This is a genomic window from Pseudomonas sp. NFACC32-1, assembly GCF_900101215.1.
GTDB lineage: Bacteria > Pseudomonadota > Gammaproteobacteria > Pseudomonadales > Pseudomonadaceae > Aquipseudomonas.
In genome coordinates this window covers 1-21247 of sequence record NZ_FMUL01000010.1, presented here as the reverse complement: position 1 = coordinate 21247, position 21247 = coordinate 1, and the positions used below count along the sequence as shown (strand labels likewise).

The following is a 21247-nucleotide window of genomic DNA, read 5'->3' as shown; positions in this document are numbered from 1 at the left end:
TTATCCGAACGCGTCGGCGCACGGTTGTATGCGCCTGGCCGTCACGTAGCGGATCACTTCATCCAGCTCGCCTGAGGCCGGTGCATGGCGGACGGCGGCGGCCGGGCTGCACCAGGGATAGTCCAGTGTCGCGACCCAGGCCATGACCGCCGCCAGTTCGCTGGCCGGCAGGGTCTTCATGTGTTCGATGGTGATCGCCAGGCGCTGTACCAGGCCCGACTCGGCTTCGAACCGCCAGTCATATTCACCGCAGCCGACACGGACTTCACCGCTGTGTTTGTCCGACATCGCCACCAGCCATTTGCACTGGAAGGTGGCGACATTTGCCGGTGGCGCGGATTCCAGGCAGAAGGTGTACACGTTTTCGAAGGTCTGGCCAAAGCGACGGACCAGCACGTCGCCGATGCCGTCGCGGCCCTCGGTGTGGGCCGGAAACGAGAGGGTGTCGGTGCGCATGTCCATGTCCAGCGTGGCATCGGGCGTGAAGGCCTGGGCCAGCAGGTGCGGGCGGTTGCCGTCCTTGGCGTCTATGTAGCGCTGGATCGATTGCCGTGCGGTGGTCATCGGATGTCCTGTCATAGGTAGGGGCCGCTTTCAAGGTTACAACGCGCTGTTCCACAGGTCCGTCACCAGCATGCAACCCGGCGCGTGGGTGATGCACAGTGGCGGGCGAGAAGCCTGGATGACCGCTTGCGGGGTCACGCCACAGGCCCAGAACACCGGGATCTCATCCGCCGCCACTGGCACGGCGTCACCGAAGTCCGGGGTATCCAGGGCATGGATACCGATCAGCGATGGATCGCCGATGTGCACCGGGGCGCCATGGACATCGGGCATGCGGCTAGTGATCTGGATCGCCTGGATCGCCGCGGCGGCCTTCATGGGGCGCATGCTCACCACCAGCTTGCCGGACAGCCGCGAAGTGGGGCGGGTGTCGATGTCGGTACGGAACATCGCCACATTTCGCCCCAGTTCAATGTGCCTGAGTCGGATGCCGGCTTCCAGCAGCGGCTGCTCGAAGGAAAACGAACAGCCGATGGCGAAGGCGACCATGTCGTCCTGCCACAGGTGCCCGATGTCCAGCGGCTCTTCGCTCAGCTCGCCGTGCCGGTAGACCCGGTAGCGAGGGACGTCGTGGCGGATATCGATGGCGGTGCCCAGGTTGCGGAAAAACGGATCCCCGGGTGCGGTCACGTCCAGTACCGGACAAGCCTGGCGGTTGAGGGTGCAGTAGCGCAGGAACTCATTGGCCCAGTCCAGGGGCAGGATCACGATGTTGGCTTGCACCCGTCCCTGGCCCAGGCCGCTGGTATGGCCCTGGTAGGCACCGGCGGCGATGCTTTGGCGCAGGGCGAGGGGCTCGTAGCGCTGCAGTTGCTCGAAGGATGGGGCGGGATGGGTCATCGAAGGGGCTCCATGGGCACGTCGGGGCGTTCAAGTCGGGTCTGTAGGAAAAGCCTTGAACTCGTTCAGGCTGCGTTGAAAACTGCCTGACCTTCGTCTCAAGACATTGCGTACAGACCCTAAGAGCCCCGGGGTGTCGACGTCCAACAAGGAATCCTGTTACCCCCCGACAAGGAAAAGTTATTCCAGCGTCGCGCTGGCCAGGCCGGGTGCCGCCACCATCCGTTGCGGCCCGACATCGAGGGCATATTGTCCCACCACCTGACGGCTCATCTGCACGATGCTCTCGATCAGCTCCAGCCCCACCCCCACGCGCCAGGAGGCCACCACGTCCAGTTGGGGCAGGGATGTACCGGGCTCCAGCTGGATCAACTCGCCGCTTGCCAGGGGCTTGGCCACCAGCGCCGCCGGCAAGGCACCGATGCCGAAGCCATCGCGGATCAGCCGGGTCATCGCCGACACCGAATTGACGCAACTGACCCGCGGTGCATTCACCCCATGGGCATACAGCAGGTTGAGCACGTCCTGGTGCGGTCGGGAATGCTTGACGAAGGTGATGATGCGCTCGCCGGCCATTTCCGCCAGCGATCCGTAGGGACGGGCGTAGATCGACTGGCTGGCAGCGATCCAGTGCATGGGGTAATGCGCCAGGTCGAGGTTGCGCACGCTTTCGTGGCGTACCGTATCGGTCTGGAAAGCGATGTCCAGGTAGCCTTTGTGCAATTGTTCGCAGAGATTGCGCGCCGCGTCCGCGGTGATTTCGATTTCCACCGCCGGGAAAGCCTGCATCAGCATCGACATCAACGGGCTGAGCCAGGTGTGAATCACCGTGTCCATCACGCCGATGCGCACCAGGCCCTGCTGGGGACTGGTGTCGTCCAGCGACTGTTTCAACGCACGCTGGACCTCCAGCATCTGTTCGGCGTAGGTGAGCACCTTGAAACCTTCCGGGGTCAGCGAGACACCGCGCGAGTCGCGCACGAACAGGCGCAGGCCCAGTTCATCCTCCAGGGAAGCGATCCGGCTGGAGATCGCTGCCTGGGTGCTGAACATCTTTTCGGCGGTCAGGCTGAAGCTCTGCAGGCGGGCAACCCAGACGAAGGTTTCGAGGAACTTGAGGTTCATGACGGCTCTCTTGGCGCAGACGTTCTTGTTCATTGCAATTGTTACTCCAGATCGGCGCCAGGCAGGCATCAAATTTTCTTATGTCCGATCCGGCTTTTTTCCCGTTTGACGCCTGCAAACCACCCCGCGAAGAATCCGCCCCACGACGCAGCCCACTGCGCCGAGTCCCAGAACCACGTCTTCACACAACAATAACGAGGCGCGCGCAAACGCACCCCGAGCGGGTTCGCTCGCGCCGATAAAGGGAGCACGCATGCGCTATTGCAGATTCATTCCACTTCACCTTCCCATCGGCACCGTGCTGGGCCTGAACCTGATGGGCGTGCCGACCGCCCATGCCGAGTTTCTCGCCGACAGCAAGGGCACCCTGGAAGCCCGCAATTTCTACTTCAACCGCGATTTCCGCCAGGAAGGTGCACGGGACAAGGCCGAGGAGTGGGCGCAAGGCTTTTTGCTGCGCATCGAGTCAGGCTATACCGCCGGCACCCTGGGGTTCGGCCTGGACGCCCTGGGCATGGCCGGTTTCAAGCTGGACTCAGGTGGTGGCACGGCCGGTACCAATCTGCTGCCTGCCGACTCGTCGGGCGGTTCCCAGGACCGCTATGGCGAACTGGGCCTGAGCGCCAAGGTGCGCCTGTCCAACAGCACCCTCAAGCTGGGTACGCTGCAAATCAAGGATCCGGTGGTCAACTCCAACGACACCCGCCTGCTACCGGGGACGTTCAAGGGCGGTCAAGTGAACGTGCAGGAAATCGACCGGCTGAAACTGACCGGTGGACAGCTCACCCGGATCAACTTCGTCGATTCCACCGATTACCAGGACTTGACCGCCAACCGTATCGGCGGCACCAGCGACCGGTTCCAGTTCGCCGGGGCGGACTATCAGTTCCTGCCGAACCTCACGGCGCAGTATCGCTATGGGAAGCTGGAGGACATCTATCGCCAGAACTACCTCGGCTTCGTCCATACCCTGGACCTGGGGGCAGGCCAGGCGCTCAAGAGCGACGTGCGCTATTCGCGCAGCACCGAAGACGGCAGTTTCCGCGACCTCGACAACCAGGCATTCGGGGCGCTGTTCACCTACAGCCTCGGTGCGCATGCGCTGGGCCTGGGCTACCAGCGCATGAGCGGTGACGATCCGTTTCCGTATATCAGCCGCAGCGACCCTTACCTGGTCAACTTCGTCCAGATCGGTGACTTCGCCAACGTCGACGAGCGCTCCTGGCAGGCTCGCTACGACTACAACTTCGCCGGCCTTGGTGTGCCTGGATTGACGTTCATGACGCGCTACATCAGTGGCGACAACGTACAACGCGCCGCACCGGGCGAGGGTCGCGAGTGGGAGCGCAACACGGACATCGCCTATGTGGTGCAGGACGGCACGCTCAAGGGGTTGGGCTTGAAGTGGCGCAACGCCTCGGTACGCTCGAACTTCGGCAACGACCTGGACGAGAACCGCTTGATCGTCAGCTATACGATGACGCTCTGGTAGGCCATGGCTGCCTGCGATGGCGCGGCTTCCCGAGCGGCGCTATTGCATTTCATGAAAGGGTGGATTGCGGTTCGTGCGTATTCCGCCGTGCCCGCGAACGGCAGAAGATGAGCCCACGACAACGGGCACCTCTGCATGAGGCGCGAACCCACCCACACCGCAGCGGGCATCCCTGCGGCCGCGAGGACAGACCCATGGACAACGCCTCGAAATCAACCGTCTCCCCCTGGCACGAAGGTGAACTGACCCTGCAACGCTCCGTCGGCGCAGTGGAAATGATGGTCGGGGTCGGCCAGCGGCAGATGTCCCGGACATGGATGCCGGACCAGCATCGGGAGTTCTATGCCCAACTGCCTTTCGTCGTGCTCGGTGCGGTGGATCCCCAAGGCGATGCGTGGGCCACCCTGCGCACGGGGCAACCGGGCTTCATGCACTCACCCGATCCGCAGACACTGCACATCGACCTCACCCCGCAACCGGAAGATCCGGCCCAGGCCGGGCTGAACGAGGGCGACGCCATCGGCCTGCTGGGCATCGAGTTGCACACTCGCCGACGCAACCGCATGAACGGCACCATCGCCCGTCGTCGCGACCGCGGCGTGGACATCACGGTTCGCCAGGCCTATGGCAATTGCCCGCGTTACATCAACCTGCGCCAGTATTCCTTTGTCGATGAGCGGCCTTCGGCGGCCCTCGAACTGACGGTGGCGGATCCGGCGGTGCGCACCCTGGTCACGTCAGCCGATTCTTTCCATGTCGCCACCTATGTCGAGCGCGACGGCGAACGCCAGGTCGATGTTTCCCACCGCGGCGGCAAACCCGGTTTCGTGCGCATGGATGAAGCCGGGACCCTGACCATTCCGGATTTCTCCGGCAACCTGTTTTTCAACACACTGGGCAATATCCTGGTCAATCCGCGCGCGGGGCTGGTGTTCATCGATTTCTCCACCGGTGACCTTTTGCAAATGAGCGGGACCGCCGAGGTCCTGCTGGATGCGCCCGAGATCGCCGCGTTCCAGGGCGCCGAGCGGCTGTGGCGCTTCACGCCGCAGCGCGTTGTCCTGCGCCGGGCGGCCATCGCGCTGCGCTGGAAAGAGCAGGCCGACGGTGACTCGCCCAACTCGCTGATGACCGGCAGCTGGGAACAGGCCAATGAGCGTCTGCAGGCCGAGGCCTTGCGTACCCGCTGGCGCGCATTGCAGGTCGCCCGGGTGGTGGACGAGAGCCACAACATCCGCTCGTTCTACCTGCAAGCCACCGACGGTGTCGGCTTGCCCCGTTTCGAGGCCGGCCAGCACCTGCCCGTGCGGGTCGGGCTGGATGGGCAGGATGCCCCGGTGATCCGGACCTATAGCGTTTCCAGCGCGCCTTCGGATGATTTCCTGCGCATCAGCGTCAAGCGCGACGGGTCGGTGTCCTCCCATCTGCATGACCGGATCCAGGTCGGCGATGCCCTTGAAGCCCGGGCACCGCAGGGGCACTTCACCGTCCAGCCAGGCGAACGGCGGCCCCTGGTGCTATTGGCGGCGGGCGTCGGTGTGACGCCGCTGCTGTCGATGCTGCGCGAGGTGGTCTACCAGGGGCTGCGCATCAATCGGATGCGCCCGGTCTGGGTGGTACAAAGCGCCCGTTCGGTGGCCGACCTGGCCTTTCGTGAGGAAATCGACGCACTGGCGGCCCGGGCCGGCGGCAAGGTGCGGGTATTGCGCATGGTCAGCCAACCGCCCAGTGGGGGCGAGGCCGGCAAGGGCTACGACGCACAGGGCCGGATCGATATCGAACTGCTCAAGCAACTGCTGCCCCTCGACGACTACGACTACTACCTGTGCGGTCCCGGCAGCTTTACCCAGGCCCTGTATGACGGCTTGCGGGGGTTGCGTATCCCGGACGACCGGATCCACGCCGAAACCTTCGGTCCTTCCACCCTGGTGCGGGACGTCGAGATCAGTACTCCGGCGGCGCAGCAAGTGCCGGTGGCGAGTGAGCCGGTCAAGGTGTTGTTCGCCACGTCGGCCAAGGAAGGCCGCTGGGAACCCGGAAGCGGAACGCTCCTGGAACTGGCGGAGGCACGGGGCCTGAGCCCGGAATTCAGTTGCCGGGGCGGTTCCTGCGGCACCTGTAAGACCCGCATGACCCGTGGCCAGGTGCATTACCTGAACACACCGGCCATGCCGCTGGCAGACGATGAAGTGCTGATCTGCTGTGCGGTACCGGCCCAGGGCAGCGAGACGCTGGTGCTGGAGGTGTGAAGGGACTGTCCCTCTCGGAGTCCATCAGATTGCGCGGCGCACCTTCCCGGGCGCCTCGCCATAGATCTCCTTGAACTTCTTGCTGAACGCCGCCTGGGACTGATAGCCGACCTGCTGGGCAATGTCGCTCAAACCGAGGTGCGAGTGACTCAGCAGGCTGAACGCCAGCTCCATTCGCAACTGGGTCAGCAGTACCCATGGCGAAACACCCGCCACCCGCACGAATGCCCGCATGAACGATGCCCGGGACATGCTGGCCATCTCGGCCAGGTCCTGAATCGCCCATTCATGGGCCGGGTCGTCCAGCATTGCCCGCCAGGCCTTGCCCAGGCGCTTGTCCCCCAGCAAGGCCAGTGAGCCGGCGTCCGGCCCCCGGCTTGCCAGGTGCGCCCGCAAAATCAGGGTGAACAATGCCTGGGAAAGCGCATCCAGCAAAAAACGCGCCCCCGCCTGATCCCCGTCCGCTTCTGCGCGAATGACGTCTACCAGCGCCGGCAACGCTCCGTTGGCCGGCAAGGCGGCGCTGGGAATCACCAGGTAATCGGGCAGGGCGGCGAACAGCAGCGACGCGCGGTTGAAATGAAAGCCGCCGCAAATCATGTCCAGGTCCGGGCTGGCACGACCAATGCGGTGTATCGGTAATACGCCGCCCAGGACGGTCTCAGGCACCGTTGGCGCGACGGTCCTGCCGGGGCTGTGCATGACGTGCCGGCTGCCCCGGGGCAACAGCAGGATGTCGCCGGCGCGCATGGGCAATCGCTGGCCATCGGGGAACTCCACCCGGCATTCCCCCGCCAGGACAATGTGATACGGCGCCTTGCCCAGGGCTTGCGGACCATGCTCCAGTGCCCAGTCGCCCTGGAACTGGCAACGCAGGTCCAGGCTGCCGCGGACGTTGGCCAGGCTGATGAGTTTATCGATTGCATTCATTTGAGAGCTTCGCGAAAAAAACTGAGCGGATCGAACAAAACCGGTTCGCGTGGTGATGAAAAACTGAGCACGTCGAAACAGTACACCAACCTGCTCAGGAGTTAACACGATGTTCAATGACTGGTCCCAATTGCTGCCCACCATCAAGAAATCCTTTGGCGCGCTGGGCAAAAGCAATCCGAAAATGGCCAAGGCCTACATGGCACTCGGCGAAGCGGCGGCTGAAAATGATGTGCTCGATGCCCGGACGCGAGAGTTGATCTCCATCGCGGTCGCCGTCACCACCCGCTGCGACGGCTGTATCGCGACCCATACGCAAGCGGCGATCAAGGCCGGCGCCAGCCGGGAAGAAGTGGCCGCCGCACTGGCCACCGCGATATCCCTCAACGCCGGCGCTGCGTACATCTACTCGCTGCATTCCCTGGAGGCGTTCGACGCTTTGAAGAACTAGTCGATTGCCGCGCACACCAGGCCCCGGGCACTTCAAGGTCCCGGGGCTTTTCATGACAGGGCGGCGCCTGATGCAAGCAAGCCGTCATTGTTGCATCCGCTGCAATCGAGTCATGCCGTTGCTGGTCATTCTCCAACGGCGGCCCAAGGTTCAGACTGCGATCAAGCAATGGCCGGGTGAGGCGTTGCGGTTTCTCCACCCGCCAGGAGGTCCACCCCATGTACGACACAAACGATTGCTACGCCTCGACGTCCTGGACGGATGCGCCGCAAAGGACGCAGGGCGAATATGAAAGCGGCTACCTGCTGCCCCAACTGATGGGTGCCCTGGCGCGGGAGTCCGCCAGCATGGACAGGTGCGATGTGCCCCGACGCGGTGCTATTTCCCCGGAGGCCGAGCGGCCCTGGGCTCCATAGAGTTTTTGTACAGAGCCTGGACGGGGCCGGCACACTCATCCGCTGCCGACAACGGCCGGGCGAGGCTCTGTCCACCCGGGTTCCAGCCGACGCAGCGGCGTGGTGGCCAGGCCGAGGCTGGCGAGCAGCACATACAGCAGGCCCGCCACAGCGAACAGCAGGCTCAGGCCGCCCGCCTTGCCGGTGCCCATCGCCAGGGTGAGCCTGGCCTGCATGTCGCCGGCTTCGCTCATCCAGGGAATCGCCCAGTGGTCCGCCAGCGCGCCAGCCCCCAGGGCACCCATCGGCATCGCCAGCAGGCAGACCATCTGCCGTGCGGACAACACCCGACCCAGCAGGGCTCCGGGCAGGCTGCGCTGCCAGAAGCTCTGGTCACTGCTGGTACTCAGCGAGAAGCACCCGAACGCCACGAAGGCCGCCACGTAGAGGACCGCCGGAGAAGTGCTGGTGCCGATGCTCAGGACACTGGTGCCGAGCAACAGGTCGGCCACCAGGACCGTGCGGATCAGCCGCACCGGCGGGCGCATGACCACCCACAATGAACCACCGAGCATGCCCAGCCCGCCGCAGGTCATCAGCGTGCCCAATACCAGTACCGAATGACGCTCCAGGACCAGGGGCGACAGCAGGGCCGAGGCCAGGCCGAGCATCAGGTGCTCCAGGCCCAGGTAGGCCAGCAGTACCCCCAGTGCCGGGCGCGTACGCAGTACCATCAGGACCGCGGGCAATCCGTCTGTGACCAGGGCGCCTGCCTGGCGGCTGGCGCGTACGGGGGGGGCGACCACGGCGAGCCAGCCCAGCACACCTGCGCAGAACAGTACGGTCCCCAGGTCCAGCAATAACACGCCGGGCACTCCCACGCGGGTCAGCAACAGCGCCGCCAGGGTCGGGGCGATCAGTTGCGGCAAGCCGACCATCAGTTGCATCAGGCCGTTGGCCCGGCCGATCGCCTTCGGGCTGCTCAGGACCCGCGGGATCGCCGCCTGACAGACCAGCATGCGCGCCACTTGCCCACTCGAGTTGATCGCCGCGAAGGTGTACACCTGCCAGCGCTCCAGTGCGTCGTGTTCGAACAGCCACCAGAGGATGAGCGCCGCCAGGCCGCCGCAGACCTCGACACCCAGCAGCAGCGCCCGCGCCTCGCAGCGATCCACCAGCCAACCGGCCAATGGGGCCAGGAACAGGCCGGGCAGGGCCGACAGCGCAATGACCCAGGCGTAGTCGGTGACACTGGCATGCTGCTGCAGCAACCAGATACCCAGACTGAACGCCGCCAGCGCCGCCCCCAGGGTCGAGGCGACCTGGCCGCCCCACGCCCACAGCCAGGGCCGCATCGCCGGTTCAACCCTCATGAGCATGGGATTTCTCCAGGGCGGGCCAGTAGCGACGCAGGTGTTCGGCCAAGGTCGACGCCGCCCCCGTCTTGAGGATGGACAGGTGGTCGCAATCTGCAAGCACATGGCGTCGGCAGTCCGCAGCGAATGCCTCCCAGCCGGGCTCGGCTGGACCTGGTTCGACGCGAGCTTTTGCGGCGCTGAACAGCACCACCGGGCCGGTGTAGGCCGGTGCCGGTCGATAGTCCGTCGCCAGGTTGGCCTGGAAGACTCGCAACGGCCCGCGCAAGGCTTCGGGACGAGCCTGCGTCGGCATCAGGCCGACGGCTTGCATGCGCGCCAGCAGTTGGGCGCATTGCTCGTCCGTTTCCAGGCTTGCCAGGGTGTCGATGTCCAGGTTCAGGTCGCGCCCGGTGTCCATCTCCAGCAACGCCACATACCGGCCCAGGGCCGCGCGCCGATCCCTGGCCATGCGCGAACCTGGCGGGCGGCTGTCGATCAACATCACCGGTGCCACCGCTGCCCCTTCGAGTTGCAATTGACGGGCGACCTCAAAAGCCAGCCAGCCGCCGAAGGAATGGCCCAGCAGGTAGTAGGGACCCTGGGGGACTCGGGCACGGATCTCGCGGACATAGGCGCTCGCCGCGGCCTGTACCGAGGCATGGGGCTCGCGCCGGCCATCGGAACCGCGGGCCTGCAACCCGATCACGGCCAAGTGCGGGCCCAGGTGCCGGACCAGGGGCACGAAACTGGCGACGTTGGCGCCGGCCCCCGGGATCATGAAGAGGCAAGGCGCATGCGCAGCGCCGGTCTGCAGCACCAGGCTGGCACGCACGCCGGCCGTTTGCGCAGGCTGCCCCTCGGTCTGCGCCAGGACCTGCTCCAAGGCCTGGGCCAACTGCCGCAGGTGCTCGGGGTCGCGCATGATGGACCAGTGGTCGCCTTCGACGCGCCGATCTATCAGGTCGACCCCCAGCAGCGCACGCCAGTCGGCGGCCAGGTCCCTCGGGTCGGCCCCCGGATGCCCCGACGCGGCCCGGAACAAATGCACGGGCAGGCCCAGGGGCGCCGGCCGGTAGCGAACCATGGCGTTGCGCAGGTTCAGGTTGAGGCGTGCCCGACGGGTCAGTTCCTCACGGTCGAAGCCCGATGGCAGCCAGCCCCGGGCCTGGGCCGAGGCGATGAGCGCATCCAGGTCGAGCCCGGTGTGCCACGCAGCCTGGCCGCTAGCGTCTTCACCGCTCCAATGCTGTGCCAGGTAGCCGATCAGTTGCTGACGCAGGCCGGCTTCATCGAACGTCACTGCCAACGGCGCGGCGCGCAAGGCGCCCGGCTCGCTGCTGTCGATCAGCCCGAGGAAGGCCACGGGGCAATCCTCGCCCAGCAACTGGCGAGCCATTTCATAAGCCAGCACGCCGCCTGCCGACCAGCCCGCCAAACGGTACGGGCCTTGGGGTTGGACACTGCGCAGCAGGTCGATGTAGCGGCGGGCGAGGCTCACGTTGTCGATGCCATCCTCCAGTTCGGCGGCCGCCTGCACGGCGTAGAGGCCCAACTCCGGATCCAGGTGCCGTGCCAGCCTGGCATAGGGCAGCGCTTGGCCAGTGCCTTCATGGATGAAAAACAGCGGTGCCCGCTCCGGCGAGCCGGCACGAATGCACAGCAGCCCCTGGGCGGTTGCGCGGGAGGTGTCCGGGGTGACCACCTGTCGGGCCAGCGCGGCCAGGTTTTCGGCACTGAACAAGGCCCCCACGGCCACGTCCATGCCCTGTTCGCGCAGGCCATCGAGCAGCTGCACCAGCAGCAACGAATGGCCGCCGAGGGCAAAGAAATTGTCGTCCCGACCGATCTGTTCCACGCCCAGCAATCGCGACCAGAGTTGCGCCAGGCGTAGCTCCGTGACGCCTTGTGGCGCAGCATAGGGCTGCCGTTGCAGGGCTTGCCGGTCGGGCGCAGGCAAGGCGCGGCGGTCGAGCTTGCCGTTGGCGGTCAGTGGCCACTGCGGTAGCTGGACATAGGCACCGGGCAGCATGTGGGCCGGTAACTGCTCGGCGAGTGCCGCGCGCAATTGTCCGGGTTCCAGGTGCTGGCCTGGTTCGGCCAGCAGGTAGGCGACCAGGCGCGGGTCGCCGGGTTCGTCCTGGCGGGCCAGGACCGCCGCCGAGCGCACGCCATCCAAGGCCGCGAGCCGCGCTTCGATTTCCCCCAGTTCGATGCGGAAACCGCGCACCTTGACCTGCTGGTCGTTGCGGCCCAGGTACTGGAGCACGCCGTCGGCGGTCCAGCGTGCCAGGTCTCCGGTCTTGTACAGGCGCTCGCCGTGGCCGCCGGCAAAGCGCGCCGGCTGGAAACGCTCGGCATCGAGGGCTGCCCGATTCAGGTAGCCACGCGCCAGGCCTGGCCCGGCGATGTGCAATTCGCCCACCACGCCCCGGGGCACCAGCTCGCCCTCGGCGTCGAGCAGGTAGACGCGCAGGTCCGGGATCGGCCGGCCAATGGGCACCAGCCCGGCGTCGGTGGCGCAGAGCGCGGGTTCGATCAACTGGTAGGTGACGTGCACGCAGGTCTCGGTGATGCCGTACATGTTCACCAGGCGTGTGGCCTGGCTGTCCGGCCGGTCGAACCACGGCCTCAAGGCCGCGCCGTCCAGGGCTTCGCCACCGAAGATCACGTAGCGAAGGCGGTGGGGCTCGCCGCCCGTGTGTTTCATCCAGGCGTAGAACGCGCTGGGGGTCTGGTTGAGCACGGTGACGCCGGTTTCCACCACCAGGCGGTAGAAATCCTCCGGGCTGCGGGATGTCAGGTAGGGCACCACCACCAGGCGGCCGCCATGCAGCAGCGCACCCCAGATTTCCCAGACCGAGAAATCGAAGGCGAAGGAGTGGAACAGCGTCCAGACGTCCCGGTCGTTGAAGCCGAACCAGGCGTCGGTGGCGCTGAACAGCCGCAGCACCGCGCGATGTTCGATCATCACGCCCTTGGGTTCGCCGGTGGAACCCGAGGTGTAGATGATATAGGCCAGGTCCGTGTCGCTGGCCCGGGGATCGCTTGCCGGGTTCGCCCCAGGCAGATGGCTCCAGCCACCGGCGTCCGGGTCCAGCGAAACGGTGACGCACGATGCCGGAGCCCGCACTGTTGCCGGCAGTGCTTCGAGGGCCAGGAGCACCTGCGGCGCGCTGTCGTCGAGCATGAAATTCAGGCGCTGCGCCGGATAGACCGGATCCAGGGGCACATAGGCGCCTCCGGCCTTGAGGGTGGCGAGGATGCCGACCAAAAGGTCGAGACCCCGCTCGGCCAGGATCGCCACGCGGTCATCCGGGCCCACGCCCAGCTCGCGCAGGCGATGGGCCAGGCGATTGGCCCGTTCGTTGAGTGCCCGGTAGCTCAAGCTCTGCGTCCCGAACTGAACCGCCACCGCGTCGCCACGGCTAGCCACCTGGGCCTCGAAGCGCTGGTGCAGGCGCTCACCGACCGGCGCCGGCAAGCCGGGCGGCGGATTGAAGCCGTGCAGCAACTGGTCGCGTTCGGCCTGGCTGAGCAGGTCGATACCGGCCAAGGGTTGCCGATCGTCGTCCACCATCGCCCGCAATACCGCCAGCAACGCATGCCAGTGACGGTCCACGGTATCGGCATCGAACAGGGCGGTGGCGTAGTTGAATCCGCCCTCGATGGCGTCGCCCACCTCATGGACATCCAGGGCCAGGTCGAACTTGGCCGTGCTGACCGGCGCGCCGACGCTGTGCAACTGCAGGCCATTGCCCAGGTCCAGGTTGCCCTGGGGAGCGTTCTGCAAGGCCAGCATCAATTGGAAAATGGCGTTGTGGGCCAGTGAGCGAGGCGGGTTGAGTGCTTCGATGACCTGCTCGAACGGTATGTCCTGGTGCTCCTGGGCGGCCAATGCCAGGCCCTTGACCTGGGCCAGCAACGTGTCCACCCGGGGCGCTTCGTCCAGGTCGATGCGCAGGGCCTGGAAGTTCACGAAGAAGCCGATCATCGATTCGAGCTCGACCCGGTTGCGATTGGCCACGGGCGAGCCGATGACCACCTCCGATTGTCCCGAGAATCGGCTGACCACCACGGCCCAGGCCGCCAGCAAGGTCATGTACAGGGTCGTGCCATGGCGCCGTCCGAGGGCCTTGAGCGCCTGGGTCAGTCCGGGCTCGATGCGCACCGGCAGGCTGGCCCCGGCGTAGTCCTGCCGGGCCGGACGAGGGCGGTCGGTGGGCAGGGTGACGCAAGTCGGCGCACCGCTCAGGTGTCGTGTCCAATAGGTGCGTTGGCGTTGCAGTTCGTCTGCTTGCAGCCATTGGCGTTGCCACAGCGTGTAGTCGCCATACTGGCGGGCCAGGGGCGGCAGGGGATCGCCCCGGCCCTGGCTGAAGGCCTGGTAAAGACCGGAGAACTCCTCGGTGAGCACGCCCATGGACCAGCCGTCCGAGACCAGGTGGTGCACGGTCACCAGCAGGACATGGTCATCGGCGCCCAGGCGTAACAGGCGGGCGCGGATCGGCCACTGGCTCGTCAGGTCGAATGGCTGATTGGCCTGCTCGGCGCACAGCGCTTGCCAGTCCGCCGCGCCGGGCACGCTCAGGTCGACGACCTCCAGGGCCAGCGAGCGTGGCGGGTCGATCACCTGACGCGCCTGGCCGGCGAGGCTCACGAACCGGGTCCGCAGGCTTTCATGACGGGCGACGATACGATCCAGGGCACGACGCAACGCCTCGATATCCAGTTCGCCACGCAGCCGCAAGCCTGCCGGCATGTTGAAGGCTGCCGTCGAATCCGGATTGAGCTGTTGGATCAGCCAGAGGTTCTGTTGAGCGAACGACAGGGGCAGGGGCTGGCTGCGGTCGGCCTCCTGCAAGGGGCCCAGGCGACTGTGCCCGGCGTCCTGCAGCACGCTGGCCAGGGCGTGCAAGCTCGGTTGGGCGAAGACCGCCGACAGCGGCACTTCCAGGCCCAGCCGGTGACGCACTTGGGCCAGCAATCGCAGGGCCAGCAAGGAGTGTCCGCCCAAGGCGAAGAAGTCGTCCTGGCGGCCGATGGGCTCGACCCCCAGCAGTTCGCTCCAGATCGCCGCCAGGGTGGTCTCCAGTTCGCCTTGGGGCGGGCTGTATTCGGTCTGCGCGAACGCCTCGGGAGCCGGTGCCGGCAGGCGCTGCCGATCGACCTTGCCATTGCCGGTCTGCGGCAGTGCCTGCAGCTGTACGAAGGCGCTGGGCAGCATGTATTCGGGCAAGCGTTCGCTCAGCTGGCTGCGCAAGGTCAGGGGCGACAGTGGCTCGGTGGCGCTGAAGTAGGCGATCAGGCGCGGATGGCCACCGTCTCCCGGCAGCATTACCACCACCGATTCGCGCACACCGGGTACCTGGTCGAGGCGGCTTTCCACCTCCGTCAGTTCGACGCGATAGCCACGGATCTTCACTTGCGAGTCGTTGCGTCCCAGGTATTGCAGCGTACCTTCGGCGGTCCAGCGCGCCAGGTCGCCGGTCTTGTAGAGACGCGCGCCAGGGGCGGCATCGAACGGATGGGCGATGAAGCGCTCGGCGGTCAGGTCCGGCCGATTCAGGTAGCCCTGGGCCAGGGCCACGCCGGCGACGTGCAGTTCGCCGGCGACGCCTTGGGGGACCCAGTGGCCGTTCGCATCGAGCAGGCACACCTGGGTGTTGGCGATGGGGCGCCCGATCACCGGCACGTCTGCCCACTGCTCGGGGGCGTCGGGCAGGGTGTGCGTACACACCACGTGGGTTTCGGTCGGGCCGTAGTGGTTGTGCAGCCGCGCGCGCGGGTGGCGCTTGAACAGCTCGCGCAACGGGCCGGTGATGCGCAACGCTTCGCCGGCGACCACCACATCGCGCAGGGCGGGCAGTTCCACGGGGTCGCTGGCCCAATTTTCGGCCAGGCCCGCCAGGGCGATATAGGGCAGGAACAGCCGCTCGATGCGCTCCTGGGCAAGCCAGTGCGGCAACGCCGCGAGATCCAGGCGCCGGGCTTCTTCCAGCAGCACCAGGGTACCGCCGCTGCCCAGGGTCGAGAAGATTTCCTGGAACGCGACATCGAACCCCAAGGCGGCGAATTGCAGGGTCCGGGCCGGCCCGGGCAGCGCCTGTGCGGCTTGCCAGGCCAACAGGTTGCTCAGGGCCAGGTGACCCATGGCCACGCCCTTGGGCAACCCGGTGGAGCCGGAGGTGTACATGACGTAGGCCAGGTCCGAAAGGGACGGTTGTCCAAGTGGCGGCGCGGCAAGGGCCTGGTCTGCCGTAACCGCCAGTCGAACCGACAGCGGCGTGCACGTGTCGCCGACTCGCAGCCCTTCGACACGCTGGTCATCCCACAGCAGCAGGCACGGCTGGCAATCCTCGACGATGCCCTGGCGACGAGCCAGGGGCTGACTGGGATCGAGCGGCACATAGGCCGCCCCGGTCTTGAGCGTGGCAACCACTGCCAGCACCATCTCCAGGCTGCGCGGCAGGTGGATGGCCACCCGCTGGCCGGTGCCGGCCCCTTGTTCGATCATCCGCCAGGCCAGGTGATTGGCCTGACGGTCGAGCTCGGCGTAGCTCAGCCCGCGCCCATGCAACTCGACCGCGATAGCGTCGGGCTGCTCCAGTGCCCTGCGTTCGAACGGTTCATGCACCCAGCCCGCCTGGGGGAACGGGGTCGGGGCCGGGTTGAGCTGGTGCAGCAGGCGCTCACGCTCCTGTGCATCCACCAGGGACAGGTGCGCCAGCGGCTGCCGATCGTCGGCGCACAACTGGCGCAGCACGTTGACCAGGTAACCCCAGTGCCGTTGCAGGCTGTCGGCATCGAACAGCGCGGTGGCGTAGTTGAGCCCGCCGACGATGCACCCTTGGGCTTCGTAGAGTTCCAGGGACACGTCGAACGGCGCGGTGGTCTGCTCGGCAGCCAAGGGCGCGAGGCTCAGCCCGTCGAGGTCGAGGGCGCCGCGGGGCGCGTTCTGCCAGGCGAACATCAGTTGGAATACCGGGCTATGGGCCAGGGAACGCGGCGGGTTGAGGGCTTCGACCACCTGTTCGAAAGGTACGTCCTGGTGGGCCTGGGCCTGCAACGCATGCTGGCGCACCTGGGCCAGCAACTGGCCGACGTCCGGCTGTCCGCCCAGGTCGATACACAGCGCCTGGGTGTTGACGAAGAAGCCGATCAATGGCTCGACTTCACTGCGGGTGCGGTTGGCCACCGGCGTGCCGATCACCACGCGTTCCTGTCCGGCGAGGCGCCCGATCACGATCGCCCAGGCCGCCAGCAGCGTCATGTACAGCGACGTGCCATGGCGGCGGCTCAAGGCCTTGAGCGCGGCGCTCAACGGCGCGTCCAGCGCCACGGCCAGGCGTGCCCCGGAGACATCCTGGCGCGGCGGCCGTGGCCGATCGCTGGACAGGTCCAACCGTTGCGGTGCGTCGCGCAGATGCTCCAGCCAATAGGCCAGTTGCTCGGCGTGGCGCTCGCCCACCAGCCATTCCCGCTGCCAGGCGGCATAGTCGGCGTACTGGATCGCCAGGGCCGGCAGTGGATCCGGCGCACCTTGGCGAAACGCCCGGTACAACAGCGACAGTTCGTCGATCAGCACGCCGATGGACCAGCCGTCGGCAACGATGTGGTGCAGGGTCACTTGCAACACATGACTGGCGGGGTTCTGGCGCGCCAGCAACACTCGCAGCAAGGGGCCTTCGTCCAGGGCGAACGGCTGCGCCGCATCGCTCGCCAGGACCGCCTGCAGATCGCTCGAGTCCGGCTCCAGGCGCGAGAAGCTCCAGCGCGGCTGCGGGTCGACGACTTGCCTCACTTCGCCGTCCTGCTCGATGAAGCGCGTGCGCAGTACGGCGTGGCGCTCGACGATGCGGGTCAGGGCGTTGCGCAGGGCGGCTTCGTCCAGTTCGCCGTCCAGGCGCAGGGCACCACTGATGTGGTACGCGGCGCTCGCCTGGGCGTCCAGGCGGGCGATGAACCAAAGGCGCTGCTGGGCAAAGGACAGGGGCCGGACGGCCGCTTCCGGCAGCACGGCGATCGGTGCCAGCGCGGAGCGTGAGGCGCTGCCCATGAGAGTGGCCAGTTCGGCCACGGTGGGGTGGGCATACAAGGTGGCCAGGGACAACTCCAGGCCCAGGCGTTGGCGCACCCGGGATACCCATTGCACCGCCAGCAGCGAATGCCCGCCCAATTCGAAGAAGTTGTCGTGGCGACCGACCCGGGCGACGGCCAAAAGGTCGCACCAGATCTCGGCCATGAGCGTTTCCTGTTCCCCCCGCGGCGCCTCGTAGGCCTGGACGGCCCAGGCTTCTTCCCCAGGTGCCGGCAGGGCCGCGCGGTCGAGCTTGCCGTTGGGGGTCAGGGGCAGGACATCCAGGGGCACGATCAGCGCCGGCACCATGTACCCCGGCAGACGGCTCGCCAGGGCGTCGCGCAAGGCGCCGGGCACCAGCGGCGCGCTGTCCTCGGCCGCGACGACATAGGCCACCAGGGCCGGTTCGCGAGCGCCGCGCCGGACCGCCAGCACGGCGGCGGCCGCCACCTGAGGCAGGGCGAGCAGGGCGGCTTCGATTTCCCCCAGTTCGATGCGGAAGCCGCGAATCTTGACCTGGAAGTCGTTGCGCCCCAGGTAATGGAGCTGGCCGTCGGCGTCCCAGAAGCCCAGGTCGCCGGTGCGGTACAGGCGAGCCGCCGGATCATCGCTGAACGGATCGGCCAGGAAGCGCTCGCGGGTCAGTTCCGGTCGGCGATGGTAGCCGCGCCCGACACCTGCGCCGCCGATGTACAGCTCTCCCATCACGCCGATCGGCAGCGGTTGCAAGGCCTCGTCCAGGACATGCACCTGGGTGTTGTCGATGGGCCGGCCAATGTGCGGGACGAAACCCTGTTCGCGGTCCATCGACACCCAGGTCGAGTAGACCGTGGTTTCGGTGGGGCCATAGAGGTTATTGACCCGACGCACCTCGCTGTCGGCGAACAGCCGTTCCACCAGGTGGCGCGGCAGGGCTTCGCCGGCCAGGTTGAGGGTTTGCAGCGAAGCCGGCAGGGCATCGGCCCGCAGCAACGCGTCGGCAGCCGACGGCACGGTGTTGAGCAGGCTCAACGCCGGGCGCCGTTCAAGCAGGGCAAGGGCGTCGTCCACCAGTTCCAGCACGCCACCGCAGGATAACGGCACGAAGCATTCGAACACCGACAGGTCGAAGTTGATGGAGGTGCTGAACAGGCTGTGTTCCAGGGTCTGAGGGTCGAAGCTGCGCAAGGCCCAGTCGAGGAAGTTGCGGGCGTTACCGTGCTCGATCATCACCCCCTTGGGTTGGCCGGTGGAGCCGGAGGTGTAGATCATGTAGGCCAGGTGGCGGGACTCCAATGCCGGTGCCTCCAATGCCGGTGCCAACGCTGTGGCGTCCGTCTCGTCGCTGCGCAGTGCGCGGTCCACATCGAGGCGCTGGCAGTCAGCGGCAAGGACAAGGTCCAGTGGCGCATCGCTCATGGTCAGTATCGCCACCGGCGCGCTGTCATCGAGCATGTAGGCCAGGCGTTGCGCGGGATAGGCCGGGTCCAGGGGCACATAGGCGCCGCCGGCCTTGAGCACGGCGAGCAGCGCGACGATCAGTTCCGGGCTGCGCCGCAGGTGGATGCCGACCCGAGCGTCGGGGCCTACCCCCAGCGCCCGCAGGTGCCGGGCCAGGCGAGTGGCCTGCTGATCGAGTTGCCCATAGCTGAGCACGCGCGCGTCGCAGCGCACCGCGTCGGCCGCGGGAGTGAGACGCGCCTGGGCTTCGAAGCGTTCGTGCAGCAAGGCCCGTTCCGGACGCGGGCGCTGCGTGGCATTGAAACGCGCCAGCCGCAGGTGTTCTTGTGCCGGCAGGACATTCAGGGTCCGGGCGAGCCGTTGCGGGCTGTTTTCCAGGGCATCCACCAGGCTGGCGAGGGCCTGGTGCATGAAGTCCCAGGCTCGCTGAGCACCCACTGCCCCGGCGATCTGTGCGGTCACGCTGAAACCTTCGCCGAGGTCGTCCACGGAAAACGTGAAGGGATAATTGGTGCGTTCGGCGGTGCTCAGCACGCGCATGCCTTCGACACTCTGGTGGGGCGTGTCTTGCAGGCTGTAGCGGAAATTCAGCAGCGCGGAAAAGAGCGGGGTGCCCGCCGGCACGCCACTGCAGCGTTGGGCCAGGGCCAGGGCCGCATGTTCGTGTTCGAGCAAGGCCATCAGCGCCTGGTGGGTGTGCTGCAGGCTGTCGCCGATCGGGCTGTTCGCCAAGTCGATGCGCAGGGGCAGGGTATTGATGAACACCCCCAGCGCCTGGTCGGCCCCCGGCACGCCTTGCAAGCGACCCAGCAAGACCGTGCCGAACACCACGTCGGCGCGTCCGGTGGCTTTGCCCAGCACCAGGGCCATGGCCAGGTGGAACAGGCTGGCGGCGCTCACTTGGTGGCGTCGCGCCGCCTGGCGCAGGGCCCGCGCCAGTTCCGGTTCCAATGTCCCGCGGGCCTCGTCGAGGGCGCAGGTATTCTGAACGTCGAGCAGGCCGAACGGTGCCGTAGGTTCGCTGACATCGGCCAGCATGCGCTGGAAAAAAGCCTGCTGCCGGTCGGTGTCCTGGCCACGTCGAGCGTTGGCTACGAAATGGCGGAACGGTACCGGCTCACGTAGCTGCGCTGCCTGGCCCTGCTGGATCAGGACGATCTCCTCGACCATGCGTTCCAGCGTGGTGTGGTCCAGCACCAGATGGTGGTGCAGTACCTGCAGTAACCAGCGTTGCTCCCGGGCGTCGAATGCCTTCACCACCCGCAGCAGAGGCGCCTGGCGGATGTCCAGGCGCCGGGTGCGGGCGTCGGTGTGGGCCAGCAGTTGGGTGAGCGCATCGGCTTCGGTGATGCGCAGGACCTCGATGGGCAACGGCGCCTCGCGCCAGACCACCTGCACCGGCTCGTCGAGGCCCTCCCAGGCCAGGGCGGTCCGCAGGATGTCGTGGCGGGCGATGACTTGCTGCAGTGCCAGGCAGAACCCATCCAGTCGCGCCTCGTCGGTGAACGCCAGGGTGGTGTGCAGCAGGTAGGTATCGCCTTGGTCCTGGAGCAAATAATGAAAGAACAGGCCCTCTTGCAGGGGAGCCATCGGATAGATGTCCTGCACGTTGGCCGCGCCGCCTTCGACATTGGCGACGATACGGTCGATCTGCGCCTGGGTCAGGTGCACCAAGGGCAGCATTTCAGGTGTGATGCGGGTGCAGCCCGGGGCAATGGCGGTGCCCGCCGAAACGGGGGCCTGGTCAGAAGCTTGCGGGCGTTGCGCCAGGGCGACGGCCAGCGCGGCGACATTGGGCGTGGCGAACAAGGTGCGCACGTCGAGGGACCAGCCTTGCGTACGCAGTTGCTCCACCATCTGCACGGCCAGCAGGGAGTGACCGCCCAGGGCAAAGAAATTGTCCTGGCGACCGACACGCGGTACGCCCAGGATCTGGGCCCAGAGTTCGGCCAGGCGGGTTTCCACCGGTCCCTGCGGCGCGTCGTAGCGGTGCAGGGCGAAGTGAGCTTCTCCCGGCTCGGGCAAGGTGCGGCGGTCCAGCTTGCCGTTGGCGGTGAGGCTGAAGGCGTCCACCTGGACGAACGCGGCGGGCAGCATGTAGTCCGGGAGCACCGCGGCCAACCGGGCGCGCAGTTCGCTGGGGTCCTGGGCGCTGGTGGCGGTGAAGTAGGCCAGCAGGCGTTGCTGGGCGTCGGCCAGCACCACCGCTTCGGTCACGGGTGGCAAGGCCTTGAGCTGCGCCTCGATCTCCCCCAGCTCGATCCGGAAACCGCGGATCTTGACCTGGAAGTCGTTGCGCCCCAGGAACAGCAACACGCCGTCGGCG

9 protein-coding genes and 3 pseudogenes are annotated in these 21247 nt (G+C 66.7%); 4 read left to right on the top strand and 8 right to left on the bottom strand.

Translation table 11 applies throughout. From position 1 onward, the window contains the following. The 3 genes from BLP99_RS16250 to BLP99_RS16240 all read right to left on the bottom strand — a co-directional run bounded on the left by BLP99_RS16250 (position 1) and on the right by BLP99_RS16240 (position 2529). A complete protein-coding gene (locus BLP99_RS16250; RefSeq protein WP_092180970.1) occupies positions 1-564 on the bottom strand; it encodes a nuclear transport factor 2 family protein in 564 nt (187 codons plus the stop codon). A gap of 36 nt (positions 565-600) precedes the next feature. Next, the gene (locus tag BLP99_RS16245) at positions 601-1404 is read right to left on the bottom strand and encodes a putative hydro-lyase (RefSeq protein WP_072458769.1); all 804 of its coding nucleotides are present in this window, start codon (positions 1402-1404) and stop codon (positions 601-603) included. Between the two features lie 180 nt (positions 1405-1584). After that, positions 1585-2529, bottom strand: coding sequence for a LysR family transcriptional regulator (locus tag BLP99_RS16240; protein ID WP_072391998.1), 945 nt, complete (start codon positions 2527-2529; stop codon positions 1585-1587). Positions 2530-2782: 253 nt separating this feature from the next. Between BLP99_RS16240 and BLP99_RS16235 the strand changes: the two genes are divergently transcribed. Both BLP99_RS16235 and BLP99_RS16230 read left to right on the top strand, forming a co-directional pair. Then, on the top strand, positions 2783-4021 hold the full coding sequence (locus BLP99_RS16235) for an OprD family porin (protein WP_092180967.1): 1239 nt from the start codon (positions 2783-2785) through the stop codon (positions 4019-4021). A gap of 194 nt (positions 4022-4215) precedes the next feature. Beyond that, positions 4216-6270 carry a 2Fe-2S iron-sulfur cluster-binding protein gene (locus BLP99_RS16230; RefSeq protein WP_092180964.1) on the top strand — a complete coding sequence of 685 codons (2055 nt, stop codon included), beginning with the start codon at positions 4216-4218 and terminating at the stop codon, positions 6268-6270. A gap of 24 nt (positions 6271-6294) precedes the next feature. Here BLP99_RS16230 and BLP99_RS16225 read toward each other — a convergent pair whose 3' ends face one another. Then, entirely contained in the window at positions 6295-7200 is a 906-nt protein-coding gene (locus tag BLP99_RS16225; RefSeq protein WP_092180961.1) for an AraC family transcriptional regulator, read from the bottom strand. Between the two features lie 109 nt (positions 7201-7309). On the opposite strand from BLP99_RS16225, the gene BLP99_RS16220 reads away from it, so the two are divergent. Together BLP99_RS16220 and BLP99_RS16215 are read left to right on the top strand one after the other, a co-directional pair. After that, entirely contained in the window at positions 7310-7651 is a 342-nt protein-coding gene (locus BLP99_RS16220) for a carboxymuconolactone decarboxylase family protein (RefSeq protein WP_072391670.1), read from the top strand. A 218-nt stretch (positions 7652-7869) separates the two neighbouring features. After that, positions 7870-8067: a hypothetical protein gene (locus BLP99_RS16215; protein ID WP_072391673.1), complete on the top strand. Its 198-nt coding sequence runs from the start codon at positions 7870-7872 to the stop codon at positions 8065-8067. A 35-nt stretch (positions 8068-8102) separates the two neighbouring features. Here BLP99_RS16215 and BLP99_RS16210 read toward each other — a convergent pair whose 3' ends face one another. The 4 genes and pseudogenes from BLP99_RS16210 to BLP99_RS16205 all read right to left on the bottom strand — a co-directional run. Beyond that, the gene (locus BLP99_RS16210; protein ID WP_176776513.1) at positions 8103-9425 is read right to left on the bottom strand and encodes an MFS transporter; all 1323 of its coding nucleotides are present in this window, start codon (positions 9423-9425) and stop codon (positions 8103-8105) included. After that, positions 9409-11280: pseudogene (locus BLP99_RS26980) on the bottom strand (alpha/beta fold hydrolase); the annotation flags it as partial. The pseudogene BLP99_RS26980 and the gene BLP99_RS16210, both read right to left, overlap by 17 nt. Positions 11281-11388: 108 nt before the next feature. Further along, positions 11389-12792: pseudogene (locus BLP99_RS26975) on the bottom strand (amino acid adenylation domain-containing protein); the annotation flags it as partial. A gap of 129 nt (positions 12793-12921) precedes the next feature. Beyond that, a pseudogene (locus BLP99_RS16205) lies at positions 12922-21237 on the bottom strand (amino acid adenylation domain-containing protein); the annotation flags it as partial. Positions 21238-21247 lie beyond the last annotated feature (10 nt).